11 protein-coding genes are annotated in these 13,573 nt (G+C 42.2%); all 11 read left to right on the forward strand.

Features of this window, described 5'->3' with window-relative positions:
* The first annotated feature begins 29 nt into the window (after nt 1-29).
* The 11 genes from MAE_RS04840 to MAE_RS04890 all read left to right on the forward strand — a co-directional run bounded on the left by MAE_RS04840 (nt 30) and on the right by MAE_RS04890 (nt 13,443).
* Nucleotides 30-818: a Uma2 family endonuclease gene (locus MAE_RS04840; protein WP_012264575.1), complete on the forward strand. Its 789-nt coding sequence runs from the start codon at nt 30-32 to the stop codon at nt 816-818.
* A 34-nt stretch (nt 819-852) separates the two neighbouring features.
* Complete coding sequence (locus tag MAE_RS04845) at nt 853-1,599, forward strand: Uma2 family endonuclease (RefSeq protein WP_050766274.1); 747 nt, start codon at nt 853-855, stop codon at nt 1,597-1,599.
* 61 nt (nt 1,600-1,660) lie between these two features.
* Nucleotides 1,661-2,719, forward strand: coding sequence for an NAD-dependent epimerase/dehydratase family protein (locus MAE_RS04850; protein WP_012264577.1), 1,059 nt, complete (start codon nt 1,661-1,663; stop codon nt 2,717-2,719).
* Between the two features lie 12 nt (nt 2,720-2,731).
* Nucleotides 2,732-3,556 carry a transketolase gene (locus MAE_RS04855; protein ID WP_012264578.1) on the forward strand — a complete coding sequence of 275 codons (825 nt, stop codon included), beginning with the start codon at nt 2,732-2,734 and terminating at the stop codon, nt 3,554-3,556.
* On the forward strand, nt 3,553-4,464 hold the full coding sequence (locus MAE_RS04860) for a transketolase family protein (RefSeq protein WP_012264579.1): 912 nt from the start codon (nt 3,553-3,555) through the stop codon (nt 4,462-4,464). The genes MAE_RS04855 and MAE_RS04860 overlap by 4 nt, the downstream gene beginning before the upstream one ends.
* A gap of 40 nt (nt 4,465-4,504) precedes the next feature.
* Complete coding sequence (locus MAE_RS04865) at nt 4,505-4,867, forward strand: GtrA family protein (protein WP_231859723.1); 363 nt, start codon at nt 4,505-4,507, stop codon at nt 4,865-4,867.
* Nucleotides 4,864-5,796: a glycosyltransferase family 2 protein gene (locus MAE_RS04870; RefSeq protein ID WP_012264581.1), complete on the forward strand. Its 933-nt coding sequence runs from the start codon at nt 4,864-4,866 to the stop codon at nt 5,794-5,796. The genes MAE_RS04865 and MAE_RS04870 overlap by 4 nt, the downstream gene beginning before the upstream one ends.
* A gap of 351 nt (nt 5,797-6,147) precedes the next feature.
* The gene (locus MAE_RS04875) at nt 6,148-6,417 is read left to right on the forward strand and encodes a YciI family protein (RefSeq protein WP_002762776.1); all 270 of its coding nucleotides are present in this window, start codon (nt 6,148-6,150) and stop codon (nt 6,415-6,417) included.
* A gap of 139 nt (nt 6,418-6,556) precedes the next feature.
* A complete protein-coding gene (gene smc / locus MAE_RS04880) occupies nt 6,557-10,087 on the forward strand; it encodes a chromosome segregation protein SMC (RefSeq protein ID WP_012264582.1) in 3,531 nt (1,176 codons plus the stop codon).
* A gap of 221 nt (nt 10,088-10,308) precedes the next feature.
* On the forward strand, nt 10,309-11,889 hold the full coding sequence (locus MAE_RS04885; protein WP_012264583.1) for a photosystem II high light acclimation radical SAM protein: 1,581 nt from the start codon (nt 10,309-10,311) through the stop codon (nt 11,887-11,889).
* A gap of 42 nt (nt 11,890-11,931) precedes the next feature.
* A complete protein-coding gene (locus MAE_RS04890) occupies nt 11,932-13,443 on the forward strand; it encodes a WD40 repeat domain-containing protein (protein WP_041803821.1) in 1,512 nt (503 codons plus the stop codon).
* Nucleotides 13,444-13,573 lie beyond the last annotated feature (130 nt).

Genomic DNA, 13,573 nt, shown 5'->3' on the forward strand with positions numbered 1-13,573 from the left:
TTAAATATTAGGAAGGACTGTTGACGACAATGACACCATCTGCTATTGATTTACCAACAAAATCAACGATAATCACCTGGGAAAAACTGCCCGATGATTTTATTCTACCTGACGAACCTGTGGACAATAACCTGCAACCCCTATTAGCAGCCGCTTTACGGGAATCCCTAGAATTAGCAGGACTAATTCTAGAATCGATGCTAATTGCTTCTAATTTTGGCTTATGTGCTACCGTTAAAACTCAAACTGTTGTCAAAGCACCTGATTGGGTTTATATTCCCTCGGTAAAACCGATTCCTGGCGGAAAAATTCGGCGCAGTTATACTCCCCATCTTGAAGGAGAAATTCCTACCATCGTCCTAGAGTTTATCTCGGAAACCGAAGGGGGTGAATATTCCATCAATCCTCACTATCCCTATGGAAAATGGTATTTTTACGAGCAAATCTTACAAGTACCTATCTATGGAATATTTCAGCCAAAAACCGGAGAATTAGAAATTTATCGATTGAATCAAGGAAGATATGAACAACAAAAACCTAATGAAAACAATCGTTATTGGATAGCAGAGATTAACTTATTTTTGGGAGTCTGGCAGGGAAAAAAAGCGGAAGTAACAGCCTATTGGTTACGTTGGTGGGATAAGTCGGGCAATCTGTTATTATGGGGGAGTGAGTTAGTAGAGCAAGAAAGGCAACGAGCCGAGCAGGAGCGTCAACGGGCCGAACAAGCTGAGTTAGAACTTGAGCAAGAACAAATTGCTCGCCAACGTTTGGTGCAAAAGTTAAAAGAGTTGGGAGTTAATCCTGAAAATCTATAGCCCATTTTAGATATTTGAATTAGTGAAATTACTTATGACAGCCATGCAACTACTTCAGTCAAACCCCTTACCAACTATTACCTGGGAAAAACTGCCAGATGATTTTATTCTACCTGACGAACCTGTGGACAACAACTTGCAACCCCTATTAGCAGCCGCTTTACGAGAATCGTTAGAATTAGCAGGACTAATTCTGGAATCGATGCTAATTGCCTCTAATTTTGGCTTGTGTGCTACCGTTAAAACTCAAACAGTTGTCAAAGCACCTGATTGGGTTTATATTCCCTCGGTAAAACCGATTCCTGGCGGAAAAATTCGGCGCAGTTATACTCCCCATCTTGAAGGAGAAATTCCTACCATCGTCCTAGAGTTTATCTCGGAAACCGAAGGGGGTGAATATTCCATCAATCCTCACTATCCCTATGGAAAATGGTATTTTTACGAGCAAATCTTACAAGTACCTATCTATGGAATATTTCAGCCAAAAACCGGAGAATTAGAAATTTATCGATTGAATCAAGGAAGATATGAACAACAAAAACCTGATGAAAACAATCGTTATTGGATAGCAGAGATTAACTTATTTTTGGGAGTCTGGCAGGGAAAAAAAGCGGAAGTAACAGCCTATTGGTTGCGCTGGTGGGATAAGTCGGGCAATCTGTTATTATGGGGGAGTGAACGAGTCGCACAAACTGAATATCAACTCGAACAGGAGCGAATGTTACGGCACAAATTAGCTGAAAAATTAAGAGAAATAGGCGTTGAACCAGAAACCTTGTAGGAGACTTGTCAAATGCTGATAAAATCATGGAAGGAATCTTGGTAATGATTCGGGGCTGAAGATGCAACCTAACCTAACAAATGACTTAAATCACATTCTTGCCCATACTAAAACCCTGTGGGAGGAATTGCGGGGACAACGGATATTTATTACCGGAGGTACAGGCTTTTTTGGCTGTTGGTTATTAGAAAGTTTTATTTGGGCTAATGATCAGCTAGACTTAAAAGCATCGGCAGTGGTTTTAACCAGAAATCCTGATAGTTTCAGGCAAAAAGCTCCTCATTTAGCCAATCATCCCGCTATTCAATTCCCTAGCGGTGATGTTAGGTCATTTCAGTTTCCTAAAGGGGAGTTTTCTTATATTATTCATGCGGCAACGGATGCAAGTTCTCTAGTACATCAAGAGGATCGTCTTTTTGTCCTAGATACTACAGTACAAGGGACTCGGCGAGTGCTAGATTTTGCTAAAAATTGTGGCACAAAAAAATTATTACTAACTAGCTCAGGAGCAATTTATGGTCAACAACCCTCAGATATAAGTCATATTCCGGAAAGTTATCAAGGGGCGCCGGATGTGAGTTCTCCTAACTCCGTTTATGGAGAGGGAAAACGACTCGCAGAACTCTTGAGTGTCTTGTATGCTCAGGAGTATAATATAGAGGTAAAAATCGCCAGGTGTTTTGCCTTTGTCGGTCCCTATTTACCTTTAGATGGATCTTTTGCCATTGGCAACTTTATCAAGGACAGTTTAGAGGGAAAAACGATTCATATTAAAGGAGATGGAACCCCCTATCGTTCCTATTTATATGCTTCGGATTTGATGATTTGGTTATGGACTATATTATTTAAGGGTGAGTCTTGTCGTCCTTATAATGTGGGTTCAAATGTGGAAATCAACATCAAAGATACCGCCTTAGCAGTGGCGGAAATTGCTGGACACCCTAATTCTATCACTGTTGCTCAAGAACCAGTTGTAGGTCAACGGATTGCCAGATATGTACCCGCTACTGACAGAGCATTAAAAGAATTAGGACTCAAGGCAACCGTTGATTTATCTACAGGGATTAAAAAAACCCTTGCATGGTATCAACAAAGACTAACACAAACTGATAATCATTGAGGAGTTTAACTCATGAAATTTGCGGCGAATCAACTCCGTCAAACTGTTCTGAGGATGGCCTTTGCTGGTTCGACCGTGCATATTGGCTGTGCCTTTTCTATTATCGAGATTCTCGCAGTTCTCTATCGTTCTTACCTAAATCTAGGGAATGGTCAACCGGAGTCCCCCGGCAGAGATTATTTAATTCTCAGTAAAGGTCATGGAGTAATGGCTCAATATGCTTGTATGTATGAGTTAGGCTGGCTAACGGATAAGGATATTGATAATTACTTTGGGGATGGTACAATTCTTAAAGGGTTATCTGATGCTCATGTGCCTGGTTTAGAAGTAAGTTCAGGGTCTTTAGGGCATGGTTTATCTGTGGGTGTTGGCATAGCGTTAGCTAGTAAAATTAAAGGAACCGGACAGCGTTGTTTTGCCCTTGTGGGGGATGGAGAAATTAATGAGGGGTCGATTTGGGAAGCCCTACTTTTTGCCTCTCATTTTCAACTATCTAACTTGTTAGTCATTGTAGATGCTAATGGTTATCAAGCGATGGGTACTACTCAAGAAGTGATGAATTTAGGTCAAATTGCTGATAAGTTCCGGGCTTTTGGTTTTGACTGTCGAGAAGTAGATGGTCATGATGAAAAGGCATTATATCAGGTCTTTCAAGAATTATTAGAACTGTCTTCTTCTTGTCCTAAAGCTGTTATCGCTCACACGGTTAAAGGGAAAGGTGTTTCTTTCATGGAAGATAATAATGTTTGGCATTATAGCCGCTTAAATCGAGAAATTTATGCACAAGCTAAAGCCGAATTAGAACCTCAAGTTTACAAGGATAAATTAAGTTTATGAGAAACGCTTTTTCAGATGCTTTAGTCAAATTTGCTTTAGGGGATGAGCGAGTTCTGTTATTAACCGGGGACCATGGTTATGCTTTATTCGATGATTTTCGTCAGGCTTGCCCTAAACAATATATCAATGCGGGGGTAGCAGAACAAAATATGGTAGGTGTGGCGGCAGGACTCGCTAAATCGGGGTTTTTTCCAGTAGTTTATGGTTTAAGTTCTTTTCTGCCGATAAGAGTTCTAGAACAAATTAAGTTAGATATTTGTTATGAACAATTAAAGGTTTTATTGATTGGAGATGGTGCTGGAGTGGTCTATAGTAGTCTGGGTTCTAGTCATCAGTCTACCGAAGATATTGCCGCTTTAAGGGCTTTACCTAATATCTCGATTCTCTCCCCGGCAGATGCCTCCGAAATGACTCAATGCCTGAATTGGGCTTTTAACAGTGATAGACCAGTTTATTTACGCATGGGTAAGGCAGATTTAGGGGTAATTCATGAGACTTTACCTAACCTTGAGCCGGGTAAACTTTACCCCGTTAAACCAGGCACCGGCAACCTTGGATTTTTGGCAACAGGTTCGATGGTTAAAACGGCTCTAGAAGTGGCTCAAGAATGGGATAATAGTGGGGTGTGGAGTGTTCCTTTTATTAAGCCTCTTGATGTCCAACAAGTGAGAGAAATTTGTCAGCAATATCAAGCTATTGTGGTGATAGAAGAACATTCTATCTATGGGGGTTTGGGTGCTGCTATTTCTGAAATTGCCAGCACCTATCATCCCAGTTGGATTTGTCGCATTGGTATTGAAGATAGATTTTCTCAATTTTGCGGAACTTATCAATATTTGATGCAAGAACATCGGCTAGATGTTACCTCAGTCAAGGAAAAAGTTAGAAATTTTATGTCACGATTGTAGAAAAATGTATCTGTTCCAAAAAAGCAAATTTGCCAGATTTTTGTTAGTTGGCGTACTGAATACCTTATTTGGTTATTTTTTATACGGTAGTCTTATACTGATAGGACTAAATTACAAGTACGCTGTCTTGCTGGCTACTATTATCGGAGTCTTATTTAACTTTCAAACCACGGGAAGACTGGTTTTTGGTAGCAAAAACAACAAATTGATTTTTCGTTTTGTCTTAGTTTATGTGGCGACTTTTCTCTTGAACGTTGAGGCTCTGAGATTTGTCGATGGGATGAATATAAATATCGAACAGAAAACCAAAATGCTTATTGCTGGAGCCATCTTGGTTCTTCCCATGGCTGTCATCTCTTTTGTTTTAATGAAACTATTTGTTTTTAGAGAAGGCTCACAATGAAAAAAATTACGATTATGACTCCTTGTTATAATGAAGAAGGGAATGTTGAAGACCTTTACCTGCGAGTTAAAGAAGTCTTTAATCAGTTACCTAACTATGAGTATGAACATCTTTTTATCGATAACGCTTCCCAAGATAAAACTGTAGATGAATTAAAAAAAATTGCTCAAAAAGACCCCGGGATAAAAGTCATCGTTAATGCTAGAAATTTCGGTCCCGTTCGTTCTGGTTACTATGGTATTCTTCAGTGTTACGGAGATGCGGTTATTTTTATGGTAGCAGATCTGCAAGATCCTCCCGAATTAATCCTAGAATTTGTCAAGAAGTGGGAAGAAGGCTATAAAGTTGTTAAGGCGTTTAAAACGCCGATGAAAGAAGGATCTTTTTTCTATTTTGCTAGACAAATTTTTTATTATTTAATGGACAATCTTTCGGATATAAAAGTTACTAGAAACTTTACAGGTTTCGGTTTATACGATCAGAAAGTCATTAATGTTCTACGAGAGATTAACGATCCCTATCCCTATTTTAGGGGACTCATTGAAGAGTTGGGTTTTGAAAGTTTCTCTTTTGAGTATCAACAACAACGGCGAAAACGGGGTATTAGTAGTTACAATTTCTATCGATACTATAGCGAGGCGATGCTGGGTATTACCAGTCACTCCCAAGTTCCCCTCAGACTGGCCACCATGTTAGGCTTTGCTTTGTCCCTCTTGAGTTTGCTAGTGGCGTTAGGTTATTTAATCGCCAAATTGTTGTTCTGGGATTATTTTCCTTTGGGAACCGTACCAATCATGGTCGGACTATTTTTAATCGCTTCGGTGCAACTATTTTTTATCGGCATTATTGGGGAATACATTGGCTTAATGCACATGAGAATTTTAAAAAGGCCTTTAGTTGTCGAACGAGAACGGATTAACTTTGAGTGAAGACTGTATTTGTTATACTAACTTAATCTTGGAGGACAAATGGTAATGGTTAGGCGTTGGGTTTCATGCTTCAACCCAACCTATGTTCATCTTATATTTAATTCCACCTACCTACTTAAATACAATAGAAAACCTATCTGGATTAGCTAATCTATATATAGCGTTTTTCAGTCTAATGAGGTATAGTAAATCCATCGATAGATAATAGATAGGCGTTTCAGCGTTTCAATCGGGACTCACCGCTATAGTAAAATGTAGATTCTGTGTACCCCCCCACTTTTCTATATCGATTTAGCCTGATTGACGATTCGATCGTAAAATAGCAACAGATCAAGAGAGTACAGGTCAAATATGCCGAAATTTGTTATCTGGGGTAGTTATTGTGAAAACGTGCTGGAAAAACGCGCACCCTATCGTCAAGCGCATCTAGAGGGATTAAATCAACAGAAAGAACGGGGAATTCTCATTACTATCGGACCAACGGCAGATTTAAGCCAAGTTTTCGGAATTTATCAGGCAGCCAGCGAGTCAGAAGTGCGAGAATTAATCGAAGCGGACCCCTACTGGCAAAATGGTATCTGGACAGAGTACCAAGTCAAAGAATGGATTCAAGCTATCTAAGGGGGCTATCAGCTATATTTTTCTATAAGGGTGTTGTCATCTCCGGTCAAGTCTGAGGATATTTTCAAGGATAAACCGAAGTTATCCCTTATAGATTAAAGCTGACAGCTGACAGCTTTCCTACTTTTTGCTTATCGCCATGGTTTACATCAAAAAGGTCGAACTCTCACACTTCAAATCCTTCGGGGGAACGACTCCCATCCCCTTTTTACCGGGGTTTACGGTGGTTTCTGGTCCAAATGGTTCGGGAAAGTCGAATATCCTCGACGCATTGCTATTTTGCTTGGGATTAGCTACTTCCAAGGGAATGCGGGCCGAAAGATTACCGGATTTAGTCAATCACAGCTATAACAGTCAACGTCATAGTACCGAAGCGAGTGTCTCGGTGACTTTTGATATTGCCGATATTCCTGACGCAACCGATAGGGATTGGACGGTTTCCCGACGCTTAAAAGTGGCTAAGGGTGGCAGCTATACTTCTACCTACTATATCAATGGGGAAACCTGTACGGTTAGCGAACTTCACGACCAATTAAACCGTTTACGCATCTATCCCGAAGGGTACAACGTGGTGTTACAGGGAGACGTAACCCGAATTATCAGCATGAATGCTAAGGAAAGACGGGAAATTATCGACGAATTGGCAGGAGTAGCCGAATTTGACCGCAAAATTGAGAAAACTAAGGAGAATATCGATTCGGTTAAAGAAAGGGAAGAACGCTGCCAAATTATTGCCACAGAATTGCAAAAATCTCTGGAGAAATTAGCACTCGATCGCATTAAAGCCGAAAAATACCAAAAACTCAAGGCCCAAGTCCAAGAAAAACAACAATGGGAAATTGTCCTGCATTGGCAAAATCTCCAGCAGCGCTGCCAGCAAGTAAAAGAACAAATTCAAGCTGGGGAAAAGGAAAAACAGGTTTTAACTGAGACTATCGCCAATTTATCCGAACAAATCGCCCAAAATAGTCAAGAATTAGAGAAACTCAATCAACAGGTCAAAGCTTTTGGGGAAGATGAACACCTGTCCCTAACTTCCCGATTAGCGAGTCAACAGGCCAAACGACAACAACAGCAACAACGGCAAAAAGAGTTAGAAAACCTCGAAAAAGAATCTCAGGCACAGAAAACAAGACTTTTAGAGGAAATTAATCGCTATAATCTCGAATTAAATCAGATTACTGCCCAAAAAAGCCGTTTAGAAACTGAAATTTTACCCAATCTCCTACTGACAACCCAAACCGCAAGGGAAACCCTAGAAAACCATCGTCTGCAAGCAAGTAGTCTCGCAGAAGCGTCAGAAGCTTGGGTAAAAGAACAAAGTGACCTTTCCCGCAATATTACCCGTCTTCAGGAACAATTAAACCCCTACCGTAGCCAACGGGCCCAATTGACCGAAAGATGCGATCGATTGCAAACTAATATAGTAGAAGCTGGTCAACGTCTGCAAGAATTAGAGCAAGTTATTAGCACAAAAACGGAAGAAAGTCAAGAAATATTACAAAAAATTAATCAATCGGATCCCGATATCCAAAATTTAGCCCAAAAACTCACCATTGCCGAACAAAATCGCGTCATCAGTCAGGACACCCAAAAACGTCTGCTCAAGGAACAACGGGACAAACAGAGGGAATTAGATAAACTGGAAGCGACCAAGCAAGCGCAACAGGAGGCCCAGGGAACCTATGCTACTCAAATATTATTACAGTCAGATTTGCCCGGAATCTGCGGATTAGTGGCACAATTGGGGGAAGTAGAGGAACGTTATCAAATTGCTCTGGAAATCGCCGCCGGAGGTCGTTTAGGTCATGTAGTCGTCCAAGATGATAGCGTTGCGGCCGCCGGAATTGCCTTGCTAAAACAGCGTCGCATCGGTCGCGCCACTTTTTTACCCCTGAATAAAATTCGTCCTCCCCGTCCCCAGGATATTTCCTCCCTGCGTCACGCGCGGGGTTATCTGGATTTAGCGGTGAATTTAGTTAAGTTTCAATCCCAGTATCGGGAGGTTTTTAACTATATTTTTGGCAGTACCGTGGTTTTCGAGGATATAGATTCTGCCCGTTATTATATCAATCAATATCGCATCGTTACTTTGGATGGCGAGTTATTAGAGATGACTGGCGCTATGACCGGAGGCAGCCAACCGACGCGATCGGGGCTGCGTTTTGGTAAAATTTCTCCGAAGGAGTCTAGTGAAGCGGAATCTCTACGGGAAAGATTAGCAGAAATCGATCGCATTCTTACCCGCAACGAAGAAAAAATTACTCAAGTTAATAATCTTATCAGTCAGTTAACCCAACAGTTAACCGAAACCCGTCAAAGTCATCGGGAAAATCAATTATCTCTACAACAATTAAGCAAGGATTTAGAACGTTTAACCACAGAAAAAGAGGATTTAACCCGTCAATTATCGGGCCAGCAAGAGGAAATGACTATTTCTCGTCAACGGTTAGAAATATTAACCGGAGAAATTCCTGAGTTAGAGTTATCCTTACAGCAAGAACAGGAAAAATTAACTGCTTTAGAGGCCAATCATACCCATAGCGAATGGCAACAGGTACAGGGAATAATTCGCAGTCAAGAATTGCAGTTAAAAACCCAAGAAAATCACCTCGCTACAGTCCGCGAACAGTTAAAAGACCTGCAAAGTCAACAAATCAGACTAGAGGAAAAAAGTCAAGAGTCTGCGGATAGAATTATTGAGATTGAGAAAATAATCACCGATGCAGTTAATCAGAGAAATATCGGTAATCTGGAGATAGAAAAACTTGATCAGCATATTTTAGAAATCAATCAAGCTTTACAGCAATTATCCCGACAACTAGGGGAAACCAAGCAAAAAAGAGACCAATTAGAGACAGTTTTGCGACAACAACAAAACCAGCAACAACAGGCTATCTGGCAATCGGAAAAGTTAGTCAACAATCAAGAGGAAAGACAAGCATTACTAACCACTTTACAGACAGAAATTAGTCAACTAGAAAGCGACTTACCTAATCCCTTGCCAGAAATTCCCGAAAGCGATCGAGATTTCGAGAAAATTCAAAGCGATATTCGGCAGTTACAAAAGAAATTAGCAGCTTTAGAACCTGTCAATATGTTAGCTTTAGAAGAACACCAAAAAACTAAAGAGAGATTAGATGAACTATCAGAAAAACTGCAAACTCTAGAAGGTGAAAGAACCGAACTACTTTTACGGATAGAAAACTTTACCACCCTCAGATTTAATGCTTTTCAGGAAGCATTTACTGCTGTTAACGAAAACTTTAAGAATATATTTGCCACCCTGTCCGATGGTGATGGTTACTTACAACTAGAAGACGAAAATGACCCCTTTAATGGTGGCTTAAATCTGGTGGCACATCCCAAAGGAAAACCAGTACAGCGATTAAGTTCCATGTCTGGAGGTGAAAAATCTTTAACCGCTTTAAGCTTTATTTTTTCCCTACAAAGATATCGTCCTTCTCCCTTTTATGCGTTTGATGAAGTGGATATGTTTTTAGATGGGGCCAATGTAGAGAAATTGGCCAAAATGATTCAAAAACAAGCCCAACAAGCGCAGTTTATTGTTGTTAGTTTGCGTCGGCCGATGATTGAAGCTTCCGAAAGAACCATCGGTGTCACCCAAGCGCGGGGAACCCATACACAGGTACTAGGAATTAAAGTTTAACCTTAGACGCAAGTGGGGTGTGGGGAAGTGGGGAAGTGGGAAGTGGGGTGTGGGGTGTGGGGTGTGGGAAGTGGGAAGCTTTTCAGTAAACAGTAAACAGTGAACTGAAAACTCACATCTGATAACTGATAACTGATAACTGATAACTGCCAGACAAGCCGGACAAAGTTAAGTTATATTAAGATTACTCAGAATGCGTCCCCGTCCCATTCAGAAATCTCATGACTCAACCGCAAGCGCAACGCATCCTCTACGTTAGACTCCCCTGTAACCCCATTTTCCCCATCGGTGTCGTTTACCTTTCCGACCACGTTCATAAACTCTTCCCCGACATCGAACAAAGGATTTTTGACCTTGGTACAGTCCCCCCCTTAGACTTTAACCAGGCACTCGATCGCTGTGTTGACGAATTTCGGCCGACCCTGCTAGTATTCTCCTGGCGGGATATTCAAATATATGCTCCCGTCGGTGGTCGCGGTGGCAATCCCCTGCAAAACGCCTTTGAATTTTACTACGCTAAAAACCCCCTAATCAAGCTGCGAGGTGCTTTAGGAGGTTTAAAGGTGACGACAGCCTACTACGGCGAATTATGGCGCAATCAGGGACTAATTCGCCGCGGGTTGCAGCAGGCCAGAAAATACCATCCCGAAGCGCGAGTTATCGTCGGGGGTGGTGCCGTCAGTGTTTTCTACGAACAACTAAAAACCAAACTGCCCACAGGAACAATTGTATCAGTGGGAGAAGGGGAAACCCTGCTAGAAAAATTCCTCTCCGGCCGGAACTTTAGCGATGAACGTTGTTATGTCGTCGGAGAAACCACACCCCGGCCGCGTTTAATCCACGAATCCCCCACCCCTTTAGAAAAATCCGCTTGTAACTACGACTACATCGCCAGTATTTGGCCGGAATTTTCCTACTATTTCCAAGAAAACGACTTTTATATCGGGGTACAAACCAAGCGCGGCTGTCCCCATAACTGCTGCTACTGCATCTATACCGTCGTTGAGGGCAAACAAGTACGCATTAATCCCGCGGATGAAGTAGTTAAGGAAATGCGCCAATTATACGACCGCGGCATTCGCAATTTCTGGTTTACCGATGCCCAATTTATCCCCACCAGAAAATTTATCAACGACGTGGAAGAACTATTAGAAAAAATTCTCGCTTCTGGGATGAAAGATATACGTTGGGCTGCCTATATTCGTGCCGATAATCTCACTCCGAAACTGTGCGATTTAATGGTAAAAACAGGCATGAACTACTTTGAAATTGGTATCACCAGTGGTTCTCAGGAATTAGTCCGTAAAATGCGCATGGGCTATAATTTGCGGACAGTTCTGCAAAATTGTCGGGACTTAAAAGCGGCCGGTTTTAATGATCTGGTTTCGGTAAATTATTCCTTTAATGTTATTGATGAAACCCTGGAAACTATTCGTCAAACCATCGCCTATCATCGGGAATTAGAAAACATTTTTGGAGTCGATAAAGTGGAACCAGCCATCTTTTTTATCGGACTACAACCCCACACCCATCTAGAAGAATACGCCCTCAAAAAAGAAATTATTAAACCCGACTACGATCCCATGAGTTTAATGCCCTGGACAGCCAAAAAACTGCTCTGGAATCCTGAACCTTTGGGGTCATTTTTTGGCGAAGTTTGTCTGCAAGCATGGCAACAAAATCCCGATGATTTTGGACGGGAAGTGCTGAAAATTTTGGAAGCAAGACTAGGGAAGGCCGATTTAGAATCCGCTTTAACCGCACCGATAGAAACTAAGAAAAAAGTCTTAACTCCTGCTTAAAAATTAATTTTAGTCAATCCCAAGGCAGCAATTAGCGTTACCATGAGTCTGAAATCAGGAGATGATCAAAATCCCTTTACCGGTAACTGCAAAATGACCGACCATCGCCCCCATTGGCTAGAATTAGCGGAATATATCGCCCTAGGATTAACCCTGCTTACCCTTATCGCCATGGGTGCGGGGTTTTTGCCTTTGTTCCTCCTGGTAGTGACTTTCGGGTTGAATATTCTCAATCGTCTCCGAGAAAGAACCCTGCAACGTCAACGCTTAACTGAGATGACTGGTCATTTACAGGATCAGTGGGAAGAAGAAAAAGAAGCTTTATCGGCCCAAATACAGTCCCTGAGTCCCGCAGTGGCCAGGGATAACGCCAGTGCCATCGCAGAATTAGAGGAGAATATTCTCGCCCTCGAACAGTCCTACAATCAAATTATTCAATACATCAACCGTAACGCGCTGCTGGAACGCATCGAACATCTGGAAAAATCCTACGGTCGCTTACACAGAGAGATTTTGCCGATTAACGAAGAATCGGCGGATATTCCCGCCACAAAAGCGGAAAATGAGCCACAAATCACCCTACCCGCCCTTAATTTAACTCCCACTTCCCCCCCCGTCGATATACCCCATTGGCACTATTATCGCCGTCTGACCGCCCATCGGGAAATGATCACGGCGATCGCAATTACCGAGGATCAACGGTTTTTAATTAGCGTTAGTTGGGATCGTACCCTAAAAATCTGGGATTTTGCGAGAGGAACCCTGATTAATACGGTGGAAGCTCATGATCAGGGCATTTTAGCCCTAGCAGTCACCGGAAACGGCGATTATCATCTAGCAACGGGAGGATTCGATCAAACCGTTAAATTATGGACTTTAGCCAGCGATGCCAGTAATCTGGAATTAAATCAAATTTTCCTCGGTCATCTCGGTTCGATTCACGGCCTGGATTTTGCCCCCCGTTGGCATTTTTTGGTTAGTGGTAGTTACGATCAAACCCTAAAACAGTGGAATTTAGAGCAGGAAACCGAAGAATTTAGTTCCTATGACAGTCTGGGGGCAATTTATGCCCTAGCAGTGGCTCCTAATCAAGATTTTATCGCCGCAGCTGGAGGTGATGGCACTGTCACCCTCTGGCAATTGGGATCGGGAGAAAAAATCGCCGTCTTATCAGGTAACATTTCTTCGGTGCAGAGTCTTGCGATCGCTGCCGATGGTCAGATTATTGCCGCCGGTTGTGTGGATGGTACGGTGAAAATCTGGCAATACGATCGAGAGAAAAGCGGTCATTTTGCGCCAATTCGGGTGATCAATGCCCATAATGGTCAGGTGACAAGCTTGGTATTCGGAGGGGAGGGTCAATGGTTATTGACGGGGGGAACCGACGGAGAGGTTAAAATCTGGTTAGCCAATTATCAACAGGCGATCGCAACTCTCAGCGCCACCAATGGGCGATCGTCGCCAATTTCCAGTTTAGTTCTCAGCCCCGATTATTGCCACCTAGCGGCGGCGGCGGCCGACGGCAGCATCACCATCTGGGAAAATATCACTTAATGGTCGATCGAACTAGAAAAATTGTATAATGTAATGTCCCGGACTCGGTCGGGCCAGTTTGACCCGAAGAAAAAGTGACTGAGTTAACTGTCGTTTCTGCCCAATAGTTGTCAACCCAGATCATTACCCA

The sequence above is a fragment of the Microcystis aeruginosa NIES-843 genome, from assembly GCF_000010625.1.
Lineage (GTDB): Bacteria > Cyanobacteriota > Cyanobacteriia > Cyanobacteriales > Microcystaceae > Microcystis > Microcystis aeruginosa.